12 protein-coding genes are annotated in these 19053 nt (G+C 36.1%); 4 read left to right on the forward strand and 8 right to left on the reverse strand.

The annotated features are described in order from the left end of the window. Window positions 1-11: 11 nt before the first annotated feature. From FVQ77_07155 to FVQ77_07175, 5 genes are all read right to left on the reverse strand, one after another. Window positions 12-2774 (reverse strand): T9SS type A sorting domain-containing protein, encoded by a 2763-nt coding sequence (locus FVQ77_07155; GenBank protein ID MBW8050104.1) that lies wholly within the window; start codon window positions 2772-2774, stop codon window positions 12-14. 150 nt (window positions 2775-2924) lie between these two features. Continuing rightward, window positions 2925-4175: a hypothetical protein gene (locus FVQ77_07160; GenBank protein MBW8050105.1), complete on the reverse strand. Its 1251-nt coding sequence runs from the start codon at window positions 4173-4175 to the stop codon at window positions 2925-2927. Window positions 4176-4254: 79 nt separating this feature from the next. Beyond that, window positions 4255-4995: a Smr/MutS family protein gene (locus FVQ77_07165; protein ID MBW8050106.1), complete on the reverse strand. Its 741-nt coding sequence runs from the start codon at window positions 4993-4995 to the stop codon at window positions 4255-4257. Further along, the gene (locus FVQ77_07170; GenBank protein MBW8050107.1) at window positions 4992-6197 is read right to left on the reverse strand and encodes a DUF2279 domain-containing protein; all 1206 of its coding nucleotides are present in this window, start codon (window positions 6195-6197) and stop codon (window positions 4992-4994) included. Before FVQ77_07170 ends, FVQ77_07165 begins: the two co-directional genes overlap by 4 nt. Before the next feature lie 400 nt (window positions 6198-6597). Beyond that, window positions 6598-11379 (reverse strand): hypothetical protein, encoded by a 4782-nt coding sequence (locus tag FVQ77_07175; GenBank protein ID MBW8050108.1) that lies wholly within the window; start codon window positions 11377-11379, stop codon window positions 6598-6600. 717 nt (window positions 11380-12096) lie between these two features. On the opposite strand from FVQ77_07175, the gene FVQ77_07180 reads away from it, so the two are divergent. Continuing rightward, on the forward strand, window positions 12097-12897 hold the full coding sequence (locus FVQ77_07180; GenBank protein ID MBW8050109.1) for a hypothetical protein: 801 nt from the start codon (window positions 12097-12099) through the stop codon (window positions 12895-12897). Window positions 12898-13095: 198 nt separating this feature from the next. Here FVQ77_07180 and FVQ77_07185 read toward each other — a convergent pair whose 3' ends face one another. From FVQ77_07185 to FVQ77_07195, 3 genes are all read right to left on the reverse strand, one after another. Beyond that, a complete protein-coding gene (locus FVQ77_07185) occupies window positions 13096-13605 on the reverse strand; it encodes a hypothetical protein (protein MBW8050110.1) in 510 nt (169 codons plus the stop codon). A 39-nt stretch (window positions 13606-13644) separates the two neighbouring features. Continuing rightward, window positions 13645-13830, reverse strand: a complete 186-nt coding sequence (locus FVQ77_07190) for a hypothetical protein (GenBank protein ID MBW8050111.1) — start codon at window positions 13828-13830, stop codon at window positions 13645-13647. Window positions 13831-13910: 80 nt separating this feature from the next. Continuing rightward, window positions 13911-15344 (reverse strand): sodium:solute symporter, encoded by a 1434-nt coding sequence (locus FVQ77_07195; protein MBW8050112.1) that lies wholly within the window; start codon window positions 15342-15344, stop codon window positions 13911-13913. Window positions 15345-15633: 289 nt separating this feature from the next. On the opposite strand from FVQ77_07195, the gene FVQ77_07200 reads away from it, so the two are divergent. The 3 genes from FVQ77_07200 (at window position 15634) to FVQ77_07210 (ending at window position 18396) form a co-directional block, all read left to right on the forward strand. After that, window positions 15634-16362 (forward strand): hypothetical protein, encoded by a 729-nt coding sequence (locus tag FVQ77_07200; protein MBW8050113.1) that lies wholly within the window; start codon window positions 15634-15636, stop codon window positions 16360-16362. Between the two features lie 87 nt (window positions 16363-16449). Then, complete coding sequence (locus FVQ77_07205) at window positions 16450-17040, forward strand: hypothetical protein (protein MBW8050114.1); 591 nt, start codon at window positions 16450-16452, stop codon at window positions 17038-17040. A gap of 111 nt (window positions 17041-17151) precedes the next feature. Beyond that, window positions 17152-18396 (forward strand): IS4 family transposase, encoded by a 1245-nt coding sequence (locus FVQ77_07210; GenBank protein ID MBW8050115.1) that lies wholly within the window; start codon window positions 17152-17154, stop codon window positions 18394-18396. Window positions 18397-19053 lie beyond the last annotated feature (657 nt).

Consider the following 19053-nt stretch of genomic DNA (forward strand, 5'->3'; position numbering starts at 1 on the left):
AGTATCAAGTGTCAGTCCATGATTACTAATTTGTCTGTCGAGATTATTTTGTTGTCTTGCGTCAGGCGAATGAAATACAGTCCGCTTGGTAAATTGTCGCTGTGCAGAATAACTGTCTGTCCTGAAATGTTTTTTATTTGTTTTACTTGCTGTCCAAATGAATTGTAAACTGTTAAGGCTGCGCCTTTGAAAGCTTTGTCTGTCTGCAAAGTTGTCGAAGAAGAAAAAGGATTAGGATAAATTTTTATTTTCGTATTTTGCTCAGTAAGGGTGCTTATTCCTGTAAGGACAGTTAAGTTGGTGGTAATAATAATGCTGTCGCAGCCATTGGAGGCAATGAGTGTATCTATGTAAGTGCCGGTCGCTGTATAAATGCTACTGCCGACTTGTATGCTATCTCCATTGTTAATAGTAATATTTATAGTATCGATGTTAATTACAAAATTACATCCTGAGTTAAAACACGACACACTATCGTTAGTTATCGGGCTATCGACAATTGTTGCAGTACCATTAACGGTTGTACCTGAGTTAATAGTTGCTCCAGAATTAACTATAAATGAAGCATTTCCTACAATTGGGTTTACTGATGATTGAACACATCCGCTATTTCCATTTGCATCCATCTTTATAATATAGCCTCCAGAGACACCTGATTGTCCTCCAATAATATATCCACCATCAGTTGTTTGTTGAATGGAATTGCCTACATCATAACCAAAACCGTCTCCATAAGTTCGTGCCCACAGCGTATCCCCAACAGAATCAGTTTTGATAACATAAACGTCTCCTCCTCCATCTGGGGTCCATCCTACCAGAATATATCCATCGTCAGAGGTTTGTTGCACAGAGGCACCACTTTCCCATAGACCAGCTTCTCCATAGGTTTTTGCCCATGAAATATTTCCAACTGTATCTGTTTTAATTAGAAAAGCATCACCACTCCCCGCACCAAAGCTTTCAGTATAACCAGTTATAATATACCCACCATCTGTGGTTTGCTGTACTGAAGCGCCATATTCTGAATTACTTCCACCATAGGTCTTTGTCCATATTATAGTACCATTGGTATCAGCTTTTATCAAATATACGTCATTGATTCCTACCCCAAAGTTTGTGGTACTTCCAACAGCAATATATTTTCCATCAGCAGTTTGTTGAACAGAAAAAAACCATCCACCATATGTTTTAGCCCATTGTAAATTACCAATGCTATCAGTCTTTATTAAACCACTGCCAGCTATAATATAACCACCATCTATTGTTTGCTGAACGGAATTGCCATATTCATTTCCTGCGCTTCCAAAAACTTTCGTCCATAGAGTATCCCCATTTGTATCTGTTTTGATTAGATAAACATCTCGCCCACCTGCTCCAAAACTCCTCGTCCATCCAACAACAATGTAACCCCCATCTGTTGTCTGTTGTACAGAAATCCCCCTTTCTTCAATGCTTCCTCCATAAGTTTTTGCCCATAATTTATTACCATAAGGATCTGTTTTAATTAAGAGCGCGTTTCCAACTCCACTCATAGCATAGTTTCCACTACCTCCTACAGCAATATATCCGCCATCAGAGGTTTGTTGTACAGATCGTAAGTCATCATCATCAGTTGCTATAACATCGAAGAATTTTTGAAAAGTTGTTTGTGAACTTGGAAGAGGTGGTGGAGGCGGTGGAGGTGGAACAAAGCTACAATTCAACTGTGTTTGAACAGGGGTAGGATTATAACTTCCTCCTGATGTAGTATCATTTCCCAATTGCCCATCATTATTATATCCACAAGCCCATACAGTGCTGTCATATCTTACCGACATAGAATGCCAATTTCCCGCTGCTATGGCAATGGATTTAGGATATAATGATAATACAGGAGAAGTTCTCTGAATTGCAGTTCCATCTCCTAATGCACCATAACTACCCCATCCCCAGGTCCAAACCGTAGAATCAATTCTTAATGCCATCGAAAAAAAAGTTCCTGCTGCTATTGCCGTGGAATTTGAAAACACTTGTATAGGGTTGGAGTTTATTTGTGATGTTGTTCCATTTCCTAATTGACCATATTGATTCCACCCCCATGTCCATACTGTTCCATCATTTTTCAATGCTAATGAATGCTCTGCGCCTGCTGCAATAGCAATAATATTAGAAAGCCCTGCAACCTGTACAGGAGTTGTTCTATTTGTAGTTGTACCATCTCCTAATTGACCATAATTATTTCTTCCCCAAGCCCAAACGGTACTATCACTTCTTAATGCTATTGAGTGCCAATTACCTCCGGCTACAGCGATAAAATTATTGATTCCTCCTGCCACCTGCACCGGGGTAGAACTACTTGTTGTTGTGCTATCTCCTAATTGACCAACATTATTACCCCCCCATGCCCAAGCTGTACCATCATCTTTCACTACTAAAGTATGGTTATAACCTGTTGCTATTGCAGTAATATTAAGAAGTCCGGATATTTGTACAGGTGTAATAATTCCACTACCCCATTTCCATACAGTGCTGTCATTTCGTAATGCTATGGTATGATAATATCCTGCTGCTATAGCAGTAATATCGGAAACTAATGCTTTCCATGGTGTGGTTTTTGTACCTGGTACTCCAGTGCCGAGCTGACCTAAACCATTAGATCCACACGCCCACACTGTGCTGTCACCACAAACTAGCATTAAAGAATGATATCCTCCGGCTTCAATAATTTGTGATTGAATATTGGATATATTCAAAACAGATACAAAAAACGTAACTAAGGACAGTAATTTTTTCATGAATTATTGTTTTTAGTTAATGATTAAGATTCTTAAAGTATAAATTACAAGTTCCCAAAAAAATCACATTTCTTATAACTTACTTATATGTTCATGTTTTATGAATATGTACGACAAAGTATTGTTGTGTATGTTGAGGTTTATATGTTTTTATTGTACCTCCTGCTGGTCAGTCACAAGCGGCAAAGTATTTCCATTAGCATCTGTTTTTATCAGAAGTACATCATAGCTTCCTGCTCCAAAGCTTTCGGTAGCTCCTGTTGTAATAATGAATCCGCCCTCTGAGGTTTGCAGCACAGAATATAAGTTATCAGTTCCATTTCCCCCAAAAGTTTTTGTCCAGAGCGTATCTCCGTTTGCATCGGTTCTGATCAAATAGCCATCAGCGCTTACTGTTTCAAGGCTCCAGGTTTCTCCTGCTACAATATATCCGCCCTCTGATGTCTGCTGGACAAAATAACCTTCATCCTGTCCGTCCCCGCCATAAGTTTTTGTCCATAAAGTGTCACCATTCTCATCGGTACGGATCAAATAGACGTCACTATTTCCTGTTTCTAATTTCAAGATTTTTCCAGCAATAATATAGCCGCCATCGTTGGTCTGCTGTACTGAATTACTATGCTCCCAACTGCTGCTCCCGTAAGTTTTTGTCCATAAACTGTCTCCATTCTCATTTGTTTTGATTAGATAGACATCAGATTTTCCAGCGCCAAAGCTCTCTGTATATCCTGCAACAATAAATCCATCATCATTGGTTTGCTGAACCGAATAGCCCTTATCGTCATCTGCTCCTCCAAAGGTTTTTGTCCATAAAGTAACGCCTTTGGCATCGGTCTTGAATAAATATATATCATTCCTTCCTGCACCATAGCTTTCAGTATTGCCAACAACGATATAACCGCCATCTTTGGTCTGCTGCACACACATGCCCCCATCCCAGATGCTTCCACCATAAGTTTTCGTCCATAAAGCAAACCCATCAGCATCCGTACAGATCAAATATACATTCGGGTCACCTGCTCCAAAGCTTTCAGTATTGCCGACAACAATAAACCCTCCCTCTGAATTTTGCTGAACCGAATAAGCCTTGTCTGTACGCGTTCCCCCATAGGTTTTTGTCCATAAAGTATCGCCATTAGCATTTGCCCTTATCAAATACACATCATAATCACCAGCTCCAAAGCTTGACGTAATGCCTGCAAAAATATATCCTCCATCTTTGGTTTTCTGTACAGCATAACCCCAGTCGGCATCACTTCCTCCCACTGTTTTTGTCCATAAATTTTCTTTTTCATTTACACAAGAGTATTGCAACCCGGTGGATAAAATTAGCATAGCGCATAGCCCCGCCAGTTGGCGGGGCAGGGAGTATTGAAATTTACTAATTCTGATCGTTTTCATAAGATTAAAAAGGTTAAATGTTTTATCCGGAATAACTTGGGCAAAGATACAAATAAAATTAAATTATAACTAAATTATCTTACCGAATTATCACCAATGTTGCCCCATATCCATATTTACCTATTATTGGATTTTCAAAATTTATTATATCTTTATGCTGTTTTAACCTTTTATGCAATTCATTTCTTAAAATGCTTTTACCTACGCCATGGATAAAAACAATTTGATTCATTTGACAGGCGATTGCCTTTTCAAGGGCGTTTTCAAAAGTGCTCAATTGGAGATCAAGAATCTCAGAAGAATTCATTTTTGAAGGAGAGGTCTGCAGACGTGTAGAGACGTTGCATGCAACGTCTCTACACGTCTGCCTTTTTATTATTTCTTCTATATGAAGGTCTACTTCGTAATCCTGGTATAAGATCGAACCTGCATTTTGTTTTACATCTCTGGTACCGGTTGATATATTCCGATACATATTATCAATTATATCCTGCGGATCAATTTTGAAAAATTCCTGGATTTTGGATTCGCTAGCAGGCGAACCGTTTACTAACGGTTTGGTATTTGGAATTTTAGATTTTAATGACTTGTTTTTTTGAAAACGTCTATCAGGTTTTTTAAGGGATCTCTTTAAACTGTTAATTTGAAGCTTTTCAATATTAATAGTTTTCACAGAATTTACTTCCGCTACTTCTGATCTTAATACTGATATCTTAAAACAATTTTCAATTGTCACCTCAATGTATTGATTATTGAGTAACCTGGTAATAGTTCCTTCTTTATTGCCTGGTTTTAATATGAGCTTATCTCCAATATTCATCTTGTAAAATAAATTAACTGCAAAGTTAATCTTTTTTTTGCCGGATCAGTAATCCGACCCGCATTAAATTCCAATGCAGGGACAGGAATTTGGAAGGCATTTAAAATATAGAACAGGGATTTTAAGAATTTCCTGTTCGTTTTGATACGCATCCAATCTATATCCAATGATAAATAATATTGCCTGTATCTTTGTTCATCAGAACGGTCTGTTAAACTATCTCCCTGGTACCACCTATTTTCAAATCCGCCCAGCATGCCATGAGCGCCATATCCAAAAGAAACGTTCAACCAGGGTGGAAGTTTAGTATCGTTATTTAAAAATGATGCAATATTTACAGAAAGCCAATAGGTTTGGCCGTTGTAATCTTTAAGGGATTGCTGCAACAGGTTTAACCCTAACAGGTTAGGTCTTTCAGGTGCAAAACGGGTTTGGTGAAATGAATATTTTGGATAAATTCTTAGTTCATCCCATAGTAAATATTGACCTAATGCCAATCCTGAGCCAGCGGCATTGGCAATGAGATCACCCCATGATGCACCGTGCTGAGCTGAGAAACCGTCAAGAATTTCAATCGGAGTCATGGCCAAAAATCCTAAAGCAGCCCCCCCCACCCCCCTCGCAGGGGGGGCTTTTCCATCACTTTTGCCTTTGGCAATTGGGGTGGTAAAGTCCCCCCTTTGGGGAGGACGATGTCCAGTGGACATCGGGCCAGCATTGCGGGAGGCAGGGGGGCTGGTGGGGCTGATTAGAATTCTGCTAAGATGAAATGCCGAATAGAAATGCCCCACTTTGTCAACCTGCAGCCACTCCCGGTTATCGTTGAAAAAATGAAAACGGCTGCGTGGAGTGTTTTTGTACCACAGTTCATTTAAACCGAATAAGGTAACGCTATATAATACTGCTCCTGCAACAGCAACCCATTTGCGATTTTTATTTTTAGACGTTAATGTATCGTTAAAAGGAGAGGGGGATTGGTAGAGACGTTGCAATGCAACGTCTCTACCAATTGTAGAGACGTTGTGTACAACGTCTCTACCAATTGTAGAGACGTTGTACACAACGTCTCTACCAATCCCCCTCTCCTTCAGGCCTGTCCCGTACCGAAGGTCGGGGAGAGGGGGATTTAAGGGGTGAGGTAGACCTTGTGCTTGTATTGTAGTAGTAGAGAAGGTGACAATAAAGGCAATGAGGTATTTCATAATGTGAAGTTAAGTGCAGAGAACAAGGGATTGAATAGTAATTATTTTATCGGATAAGAGCCACCCATCCAAAATCTAGTGTAGCAACAATTTAGTTTTGCAACATTAATTTGTAATAAATAGATTCTTTCGTTATTAATCAACAAATGGTTATATGGCTATATGGTTAAATGGTTTGTGATTAGTAGAGACGCCCAATTTGGACGTCTCTACTAATCTCATAGGTTTAAACTCGCTGCTTAATTGCTGGCAATTTAGTTCCCATAAAGCCATAAACCATAAAGCCATATAACCATATAACCATATAACCATATAGCCATATAACCATCTTAACAATTGAACAATGAAATAATATATTTTATGATTACAATATTGCGTAATTAAACTGTTGCTACACTAGTCATTCATTCTTTTTATTACTAAACAGCTCTTTGAGACTATTAAAACTCTGGGTATGCAGCAAGCTAAAGCCGGCCGATGTGTTTGTCGTGTTTTCCAGCCCGGTTTGAACTGAATTGGGGTTGTTTTTATTATACATCTTTACCCTGAATTTGCCATCTTCACTGATGAGGTATTCAACCGTCCACTCACCTGCAATACTTGACAGGTCAGCTTTGTTTTTAACGTTGGTAAAACTGCCTTCACGTGTAATACGCAGCCTTCCTTCCAGAAGGGTATAAGACAGGCGGAGTTTAAATGTGTTGAGCGCATTTGCGTCCAGGCCGCTCAGGTCTATATCAATTTCCAGGTTTTCATCTACCTGACTCATCCAGTAGTTAAGCTGGTTTGACAGCAGTTCGCTTACACTTTCAAAAGCATAATTCTGTATGCCGCTAAAAGCTCCTTTACTGGAAAGCTGGGCCAGGATCAATAGACTGAATACCTGCCTGTTCAGTTCCTGTTCATCAGCCTGAATATCAGACTCAAAACGCAGTACATTTTCCTCCATTAGCACATCCGGGCCGCTCGGATTTTTAACAGATTTTGGATAATCTTTTATATCTATGTCAAAACCTATTTGGGGAGACATTAAGTTTCCTTTCATATCAAGTTGAACAACTACCGGATACCTTCTTTTGACTTCAGGCAATTTACGGGCAGAGACGCTGGTATCTGTAATGATCGGTAGCAACGAAACATTTTGCTCGTAAGCAGCAGTGATATTTAGTATGCCTCCATAGGGATCGCCATCCCAGGTAATGGTACTGTTTGGGAGGATCTCAAATTCCTTATTTATAAGATTTTTGAGGGTAAAATTATAAGCTCCTTTGTCAATTTCATAAGTTCCATACATATTGAAGTCGCTCCGTGTATCTATTTCTAATTTTAGTTCGCCATTTCCATACCCGCGGATGATATCACCGGCTTTAAGATCAAAAATTATCTCAATATAAGCATCAGTCGTAAGATCAAGGTTTAAGTCAAGTTTGATACCTGAAAGGTCAATTTCATCCAAACCTGATTCAAACTTTGAACTTTGAGCTTTGAACTTTGAACTTTGAGCTTGGTTTACAAATTTTATAAAATCCTGCTCTTCAATGCCTTCATAGCTATCTAAAGGAATATATATCCTGGTTCCTTTATTGCTTAGTATATTAGAAGTCATCAACATATCATTAAAGGGACCCAACATCCCAAAATCACCGGTTGCGACAGCAGTACCATAATACAGGTCGTTATCGCCAGCATTTGTATTAAGAATTATGAAGTCTGTGAACTCACCATGAAGGTCTGAGGCAAAGTCTTTAAAACCATTATGCAAGATACTGCCGTTAATTTTACACATATTATTATTTTTATCAAGTAGCTTTAAATTTTTAAAAGTAATCTGTTGATGGAGTGATTCCCCCGAATGCTCAGAACCGTCTTCAATAAAACCTTCGTTTTTTTCAAAATAAATTTTATCATTAAAATGGTAAACGGTATTCAGATAGTTTACTTTAAACGCTCCATTATCTACAAGCGCCTCACCTTTAAGTACAGGGTTATCAAGCTTTCCTGATATTCTGAATTTGCCATTAGCAGTGCCTGAAATATCCGATACAACATAACTTAAGAATGGTTCAATGATCTGCAGGTTGGTATTATTCAAATTAGCAGTTAGGTTGAGTGTATTGTCAGGATCCGTTGGATTATAATAACCTCCAATTTGAAGGCGGGGCCGTTCGTCCACAGTTTCAAAAGGTTCATCATTTATTATCTTATTATTTAACCTGTTCACTTTAATATCAATATCAAGGTTTTTGCTTATATCATCCCAATTTGAAAACCCTGTAACATCACCGATAAGAAATTTTTCAATTTTAAATTCATCGATGTTGATCTTATTTAAGACAACTAAATTATGATAGTAATCTTTTATTGCCATTGAACCATTCAGTATACCATTGAGTTGCATGTTAAGAAGCAGCTTTGTACTAAGAAGGTTAAAATTTAGAATATTAAGGTAAAGGATATCAGAGGGGACTTCTGAAATTACACCATTGACGGCTAGTCTTTCATTATTGTGAAAGAGTACTAGGTTTTCAAAGATAATATTTCGATTCGCTATTGTTATTTTGTTATTTTCTGCAAATTGCCAATGGCTGCCGTTTACTTCAAAACCTGATGGTTTCAGAATTAACTGTAATTTATCTTTGAGAAAGGCTAAATCTCCATAAAGGGAAGCATAGTTGGGGCTGTTAATTTGTGATATTTCACTCGAGAAGTTAATATTTTTTTCACTCCAAATCCCTTCAAGATAGAATTTTTCAGTGGAAGGCAGCACCTTGATCTTTTGTTTATCGGAATAAATATAGCACATAGCCAGAACTTCCGGCTGATCTGCAAGTTTGGATGTAGAAAGTTCAATTTCGTTGTTGAAATAGGAATTATATTTGAATAATAACGTATCAATTTTAATATTAAAAGCCAAAATTGCAGTTTTGCCATGAGTAAAATATCCCTCCATTGCACTATTTCTGGAAATATAAAGCTCCGGATAAAAAATGGATAATAAAGGATTTATATCTTTGATATGTAAGCTAAAATCAAGGTTGTATTTTTCTTTAGTAGAGACGAGGCAGGGAAGAGACGCCCAATTTGGGCGTCTCTTCCCTGCCTCGTCTCTACTACTATTCATTACAATTTTTTTGTCTGCATAGTAGCTTGTGATTAAACTATCATTATTTTCAAAATGTAATTTATATTCGTTCCATAATCTTTTTAGATCTAATGTAAGTTGTGAAAACTCAAAATCTCCTGAAATATTAGCGTTCATAAGATTAGAGGTTAATTGTAGTGAACGGGTATGCGCATGGCGTTCAACCCCACCAGCTGGCGGGGCTATGCTCTTTGCGCTATGTGCTATGCTATCTTTTACTGACAAAAGAGAAAGGAAGCCGATATCTATAGAATTGTCATGGTTTGATATGTAGGTGTTTTCGAATGATGCGCTGCCAACAATTTCATCAATATTTAATCCTTTAAAATCCAGATGTAGTTCTGTACTAAGAAATGTTTGTTGTTTTGAAAAGTTTAATGGTTTTAAATTTGCATGTACAAGTTTTGCATTAATTTCAAAGAGGTTTCTATTATACCTGAGATCAATTTTACCAGTAGTTTTCAATCTAAGGTTTGTATCTTTTATTTCCAGGATACCTACAAATAGTTCTTTACTTAATCCTGCATCAATAGCAATATTTTTATAATCATAATTTTTAATGCCAAGTCTATAAATATCAGCGTCTAAAGTAAAAAATGCGTCTTCAACTGAAAAGCCGGTACCTTCAATGGAACCGTTCATATCAATCATCTGTATGGTTTTAGGATAACCGATCAATTCACCAAGATCAAAATTGTAAGTTTCCAGATGCCCCTTATAGTAAGGTTCTTCATCCTGAATTTTAAGGTTTATATCAGAAACGAGCTTTCCAATTGCTGTGTTAAAAGAACCGTAAGCAACAAAATCATTTGGGAAGCCTATGAACTGGCCTGTTAACTGAATTTTGCCAAACTTTTCTACTTTTTTGAATCCCGATGTATCAAGATTAATGTATTGCTTTAGATCTGCGCCTTCAATAATTGAATTTTTCAAGTTCAGGTCAATAAATGTTTCCTGGAAGTGTGGTAAACCATCAAAGCTTATACTGCCTCTTAAGTGGCTGTTTTTGCCAAAATACAGGTCTACATTTTTTACATGAAACCGTTTAACTTTACCCACTAAATCACCGCTAATTTGCCAGCTTTCATCGAGATGTTTTAGAGAAGGTGCAAAAAGCGCCAGGTCTTGAGAATGAATTACTGAACTATCTAATTGAGCGACTATATTCACTTTGTTAACAAAATCACTCATATCATCAATAGTATCGAATTGAAATATAAGCAAGTTTGAGATATAACTTTTTCCAAAAGAGGCTGACAGATCCTGAAATTCAATGGATTTTGAAGTAAGCAGAAATGTAGAATTGAGCTTATTTACTTGTATTGGACGAGCATGTTGATCCCGAGTTACTCCCGATATATCGGGATTCTGTTGGGCCCCGTTCTCCAGACTCCTGCCTTTAAGCCCATGCCCTTTACATTCGCGGGAGGTGAGATCTGATATCTTAAACTGGATGGTACTGGCTACAAGATTGAATTCTGATAGTGTGGCATAGGCGCTGTCAAAGGCGAAATGAAAATAATCAAAACCATCTGTTATGCTGTCTTTTCTTTGGTCTGAAAAACTGAAAAGTGAATTTTTCAATATGATCTTATCAACTGTGAATTTTGTTTTTTGTTTATTTTCTTTTTTTGACAGGTTTTTTAATGCTTGTATAAAATTTGTCATGTTGAGTGCACCATCAGGAGCATACTTGACTAATGATATATTAGCTTTCTTTAATGTGATTGCATCAATATTGATAGTATTTGAATCAATTATGGATGTCAGTTGAAAGTCCACTTTCAGGTCTTCTACTTTGATCATTTCGTGTTGACGGTCATCCTCTACACTTACACCTTGTAGAATAATGGTATCAAACCAGCTGATAGCTACCGCTTCTACTTTAACAGGAAAGTTAATGGCTTCTGAAAGGATATTTGTAACTTTTTGTACCAGCTTTGTCTGTATGTATGGGATTTGGAGAGCTATAATTAATCCACAAAATAGTGCCAGAAATGATACGGTTATGTAAATAGCTATTTTTTTTATTATTTGCATTATTATTAATAAAACAAAATGACTGTCCGCTTTCTTGTACCAAATAATATTTCTTTCCCGAATACTCGGGATGGATGCATGCAGTCATGCAGTCATGCAATCATGCACCCAAGCAATCAATCCACCAGTTGGCGGACAATTTGGTATAAACAAACGGATATTCATTAAAATTGTGTATTGTTGCGAAAGTTCATTGATTTTCTAATCCTGTTGCCATAACCCAGCACATAAATTTATGTGCGGGGTAACTAATGAACCAAAAACTAAAACCATCAACCATTAAACCATAACAAACAACCATTAACTAATAACTAAACACTAAACTACTTAATTGCTTTATATGTTTTACAACTTGACCTAAGCAGATAGGCAGTTAAATTTAATTTGTCACCTATCATCCTTGCTATCGAGTCCTCTTGTGACGAAACCTGTGCAGCGGTTATCAAAAACGGCAAAATCCTTGCCAACATCATTGCTACGCAATCCGTTCATAAACAATACGGAGGTGTAGTTCCCGAATTAGCATCAAGAGCTCATCAGCAAAATATTATTCCCGTGGTTTCACAGGCGCTTCAGAAAGCAAAGATAAGTAAAAAACAGCTAAATGCAGTAGCTTTCACTAAGGGGCCTGGTTTATTGGGTCCTTTGTTGGTAGGAACTTCCTTTGCCAAAGCCTTTGCCCTGGGATTAAATATCCCACTTATAGAGGTAGATCATATGGTGGCGCATGTTTTAGCTAATTTCATTCCCGATGCCAATCCCGCCTTTGGCGGGGCGAATAAATCCAAAATCCAAAATCCGAAATCAACCGCAAAGACGCAAAGACGCAAAGTTTTTTTAGAAAAATCATCCTTTGCGTCTCCGCGTCTTTGCGGTGAAATCCGAAATCCGAAATTTCCTTTTCTATGCCTTACAGTGAGTGGAGGTCATACGCAAATTGTTTTGGTGAAAGATTATCTGGAAATGAAAATAATTGGTGAGACTTTAGATGATGCTGTTGGAGAAGCCTTTGATAAGGCAGCAAAATTATTAGGACTACCTTATCCAGGCGGGCCAGCGTTGGATAATTATGCAAAAAAAGGCGACCCGGTTACTTATTCCTTCCCGGATGTGGATGTGGCTGATCTGAATTTTTCATTCAGTGGCATCAAAACCGCCTTATTATATTTTTTAAAAGAAAAATCTAAAACCAATCCAAATTTTATTAATGACAATATAGAGAATATTTGTGCGAGCTACCAGGCTGCATTGATAAATTTATTGATGCAAAAACTGATAAAAGCTTCAAAAAAAACAGGTATCACAGAAATAGCCATCGCAGGGGGCGTATCTGCTAATTCAGGCTTAAGAAAATTATTGCAGGAAAGTGCAAAAAAATATAAGTGGAATATTTACATACCAGCTCTTGAGTATTGTACAGATAATGCAGCCATGATCGCCATGGCAGCACATTATAAGTTTCTGGCAGGAAAATTTACAGATCAAAGAGTGAGTGCAGAGCCGAGGTTGAAGATATAACTACAAAAATATTTTTATAAAAAAATTATACAATGCAGAAAAGAATAAAATGTCAGTTAATAGCAAATAAAATAAGAAATGTAGAATTTAGAATTTTCAATGTAAAATGTAGAATGTATACCCCCCCAGGCAACTTCTACATTCTACATTTATCATTCTATATTCATTATTTTTTCAGTAAACCGTAATTATCAACGCTTACCTTTTTTTCTTATAATTTATATTGTCTAAATGGTCTTGAGCTATTTTATCTCCTAGTAAACTTGCTTTTTTTAAATCATCCATCCCAAATTCTTCATCAGGATTAATTTGGGCTTTTATTATTGCTCTGTATCTATAGGCTTCCGCAAGTTGGGGTTTCCCAACTTGTTTTCTTTTAAATATTACATCAATAGTAGTAACCCCAAGATCATGTTGGTTTAGATTAGAGTATGCTTTGGCTTTAAGCAATAATGCGGGAACAGGCAATTCTTTTTGGGGAAGTTGTTCAATAATTTCTTTTGCAGACGCAGAATTTATATCTTCAAGAATTTTTGAAGCATATTTTTTATAGTCAACACAATCATACGCTTTAGCCCGCCAATAATATCCTTGGTAGCTTGGTTTGCTACTTATTAGTTCAGAAAATAACTTTAGTTTTTTCTTTGCTTCTTTTATTAATCCTTCCTTTACAAGGATTTTAATTTCTTCAAAATAATCTCTTTCCATTTTCATTTAGCCGTACCTATTAAGAACCTCAAGGAAATCTTAACCGGCAGAATCCTTTTTCCTGCGGTCTTTTAACCAGAAATAAAATTGTATGAGTTTGGTAATTCCTACTAAAATAGCAATCACCAAAAGAGCAAATTTAAAGTAAGGGGTAAGCTCTGCAATTTGAACAATAATTATTATTGCAAAGATAAAAACAGTATCTAAATCTAATATGTTACCCATGATGTTAAAGGTTTATTGATGCAAAGATACAACATTCTAATTTAATTTACAAACTCAAAAAGCGACTTTATTGACAAACACTATTTAGTTACCTTCCCTAAAAAAAGCATCAACCCTGCAAAAGTTATCACACCATTCAATATCAGTAATTCAAATCCAAACTTATAACCACCAAACCAGCTTTCAGAATTAACATTCAAAATATAACAAATAACAGGAGAGATCAGGCATACAAAGGGAACTGCCCGGTCATTTGTCTTCCATTTGGTCAATAAGCCAAAAGCATAAAGGCCCAAAAGCGGCCCATAGGTATAACCTGCAGCTTTGAACAGCGCACTGATCACATTTTCATCATTGATCACTTTGAAGATAAGGATCATAAGGAACAGGATCACCGAGAATGCGATATGAACCTTATACCTTGTTTTTCTTTTGATATTTTCATCATTCAAAAAATCAACACAAAACGATGTGGTTAAGGCAGTTAGGGCAGAATCTGCACTTGAATACGCAGCAGCCGTGATCCCTAAAAGAAAAATGATACCGGCAAAAGTACTAAAATGATCTAATGCGAGGATAGGATAAAGGTCATCCGTATTGAGAGGTAAAGCGATTCCTTTACTGTTGGAATAAATAAACAATAAAGCCCCCAGGCACAAAAACAAACCATTTACAAACACCAGGATAATGCTGAACCAGAACATATTTTTCTGTGCGTCCTTTAAATTCCTGCAGCTCAGGTTTTTTTGCATCATGTCCTGGTCTAATCCTGTCATCACGATGGCGATGAATGCGCCTGCAAAAAATTGTTTTATAAAGAACCTGCTATCTTTAAAATCCCAGAAAAATACCTGTGAATATTGGCTTTCTTTAATGGTAGTTACCAGGGTTTCAAATGATAAATTCAGCTCATTTGAAATGAGCCGGATAGTTATCACCACAGCAAGCAGCATAAACAAAGTTTGCAAAGTGTCTGTCCAGACAATGGTCTTAATACCCCCTCTGAAAGTATAGATCCAGATCAGCAGGATAGTGACCATTACAGAAACCCAGAAAGGAATGCCCCACCGGTCAAACAATGCCAATTGCAGCACCCCGGCAACCAGAAAAAGCCGGAAGGATGCCCCTATGGTTCTTGAAAGCAGGAAGAAAAAAGCGCCCGTCTTATATGACCAAAAGCCAAATCGCTGTTCCAGGTAAGCATAAATTGAAATAAGATTGAGGCGGTAATAAAGAGGCATCAGTATGGTACCAATAACGAGGTATCCTAAAAGATAACCCAGCACCATTTGAAAATAGGAGAACCCGCTCGTTCCCACCCAGCCGGGAATGGATATAAAAGTAACCCCGGATAGCGATGCCCCGATCATCCCAAACGCTACCAGGTACCAGGGTGACTGCCTGTTGGCGATAAAAAAGGCAGCAGTATCGGCTTTCCTGCCTGTAAGCCAGGATATGAAGACCAACAAGCCGAAATAGCCGGCCAGGATAGAGATCACTAATACAGGTGACATTTGTGATTTATGGGCATCTCTAAAAACTACACCATACATTCCCCTCTATCAAGAGGGGCAAGGGGTGTGTTTTAAAAAATATGTAGTTTTTAGAGATGCCCTTATGATTTACCTCCACACCCCCGGAGTACTCAGAGTTGATGTGGTGGTAAAATTAAAAATACCTAAAATTAAGAAGTAAAAGTTTTTTTTTGATCTTTTTTTAAAATTTTGTAAAAAAATACAAAAGAAACTTTTTATAACTAAAAACATTATACCTTTGTGGTTCAAACCAAAAAAATATAAAATTATGAAAAAAATAACACTAAAATTATCAGCCGTATTAACGGCAAGTGCGCTCGTCCTGTTCGGATTTACAGGAGGTAAGCTCACACTGAAAGAAAAAATTGATCAGGCGAAAGAAGTAAAAGTTTATTTCGTGTATAATGATATTTTTCATGACCCTGATATACTTCAACGACCAACCCAACCGGGAACTAGTATAATCTTTCTTTGTAATCCATTTAAAGAAACGACTAAGCTTCCTGAAGGATATAAGAGCGCTTCCAAAAAAATATTGAAAATGCTAAATGAAGGTTTTAAAACTACGGCTTTTGTAGAAGGAGATCTCAATTCAGTTCCCACAAAAAAGACGAAGATCGGTAGTATTGAAGTTAAGGATTGGGTAAAACATGGAGAGCAGTTATCTGTAACTGTGACGATTTCGGGAGCCTACAAGGTTAATAACTCTGGTGCGGGGAGCGAAAGAAAGAGGGTAAACTCAATGTTTGTTAAAGCAGATTTGAAGTTTTTTGAAATGGTTGATGGGAAATATAAAAATATTACACTAATGTCAATTGCATACGCTGCGAGTAAAGCAAAGACTACTGAAGAATGTAAACCATACGACTATTTTGTAGAAAATTTTCCTTCAGCTTCCTTAGTAGAACCATTTAATTCATCTATAGAAGAAAAAGTTGCCGGTTTCATTGAAAAGCAAATGGCAAAATATGAAAAGGCAATGAAAAAGAAAAAGTAAAATCCGAATGAATATTCACGGGCAGATAATTTACAGAAAAGATGTTAAAAATGTAAATACCTTTAAAGAAATATAAAATAGAATACTATGAAAACTCAACAAGAAATACCCGAATGGAAAAAAGAAGTATCTGAAATTTGGAAACTGTTTAGAGAAACCGATAAACGATTAGATAAAAAGTTTCAGGAAACAGATAAAAAAATTCAGGAAACAAATAAAGCTATTAATGGGATTGGTAAAAGCAATGGAGAAATAGCTGAAGATTTTTTCTTCAATGGATTAAAAAGCATTATGAAAATTGGAAATATAGAAATCGGTTTTATAGATAGAAATTTAGAAAGGTTTTCAAAAAAATTACAGCTTAAAGGTGAATATGATATTCTATTATCTAATGATAATTTAATAGTTATTGTAGAAGTAAAATATAAAGTACGCACTGAAGATATAGATGAATTATTAAATAAAAAAATCGCAAATTTCAGGAAATTATTTCCACGATATAGTAATTTTAATATACAGGGAGCAATAGCCGGACTTACCATTGAAAAAAAAGCTATTGGATTAGGTAAAAAATATGGATTTTACATAATTACACAATCAGGTGAAAATTTCAAATATTTGAACCCCGTAGGCAGTATGACCAATGGGGTGAATGACAAAAATTTAAAAACATATTAACTCAGTACTGTCCGACTAATTTAGCTTTAAAAAGGAAAAAAAGCCCATAATATCCTAATTTTGAGAAAAATATTTTTTCACCAAAATGTTTAATCTCAAAAAATAAGAATTATGGGCATAATTAGAAGGAACAAAAATATTGATAAGCCTTTAATAAAACAAATTATTGACCTAATTCCTGAACGAATAATAAAAAAATCTGCCAGGAAGTATAGGTCAGACAAGTATTATCGTGCTTATAAAACATACGACCAATTGGTAGCTATGTTATTCGGACAGCTGAACAAATGTATGACTTTGCGTGATATAACGCTTGGTTTGGGCGTTAATACGAAGTTTATTGAAGATTTAGAATTGAAACAAAACCCTGCAAAGTCAACGATGTCAGATGGAAACGAGCAAAGAGACTGGCGTGTTTATGAGCATATATATTTTTCATTAATAAGGCATTACTGTGAAATATTTCGTAAAACAAAAGATTATAAAGTAATAAAAGATTTGGAAGGTAAGACCATAAAAATTGTTGATGCTACTACAATCAGTGTTTGTTTAAATTTATTTTCATGGGCAAAGTTTCGGACAGCTAAAGGAGGTATAAAGATACATACCTGCTTAGATGAAGCTAAAATGATACCTGATATGATAAATATTTCAGAGGCTAAAGTTCATGATATAAAGGGAGCGGCAAATTTTGTATTTGAAAAAAATACCATTATTGTCGAAGACAAAGCTTATTATGATTTTAGCCTATTCAAAGCAAGAATAGATAATGATAACTTTTTTGTTACCAGAACAAAAGACAATGCGGTTTATGAAGTAGTGGAAGAATTAGACTTGCCGGATGACATAGATGAGAACATCTTAAAGGATGAAATTATCAGTTTTACCAGCGATACAGCCCTTGAAGCAGGATTGTATCAAGTAAAATTTAGAAGGGTAACCATTTATAAGGAAGATGAGAACAAAGAAATTGAAGTTTTGTGCAATAATCTGGAATGGTCAGCTGCAACCGTAGCTGAACTTTATAAACGAAGATGGGTGATAGAGATATTTTTTAAATTAATCAAACAGAACTTACAGGTAAAAACTTTTCTTGGAACGAGTGAAAATGCCTGTAAATCTCAAATATATGTAGCTATGATCGCTTATTTTCTCATAGAACTAATTCGTAGATGTATTAGCAAAGTACATCATACCTTTAGTCAGTTTGTAACTTTGATCAGAATATGTTTATTACACTATCATAGCTTAAAGTATGTGGTGAATGAGATTTTACCTGTTACACAAAAGATTAAACAAGAAGCTGACAAGATACCAAGACAAAATCAGCTGTCAATAGAGATGGTTATAAGTTAAAATGCTCATTAGCGTAAGGTTTAAAACCCTACGCTAATAAGCTAAATTGACGACTTATTTTGGCAAAATGAAGCGACTTTTAAAAATTACTTTATTGATAATCAGTATATTATGATTTTTAAAAACAAATTTTAGAATTTAGTCGGACAGGTCTGATATTAACTAAATTTTAAATTATTATGAAAAAACTATTTTATCAATTCGTTTTGTTATTATTTGCAGGTATTCTTGATAACAGTTCTAATGCTCAGAATGTTTTTATCCCGGATACCAACTTCAGAGCTTTCTTAAATACTACATATCCAACTTTTATGGATATTACAGGCGACAGCTTAATTCCCGACTCAGCGGCAACGCTTACCGGAGCATTGGATTGTAACACTCAAAACATTGCCGATTTAACAGGTATAGGATTTTTTGTTAATATTATTCAGCTTTATTGTTATAGTAATCAATTAACCGCATTACCTGATTTATCAGCTAATACTGCTTTACAATGGCTTTATTGTTATAATAATCAATTAACCGCATTACCTGTTTTATCAGCTAATACTGCTTTACAATGGCTTTATTGTTATAATAATCAATTAACCGCATTACCTGATTTATCAGCTAATACTGCTTTACAATGGCTTTATTGTTATAATAATCAATTAA

The sequence above is a fragment of the Cytophagales bacterium genome (assembly GCA_019456305.1).
GTDB lineage: Bacteria > Bacteroidota > Bacteroidia > Cytophagales > VRUD01 > VRUD01.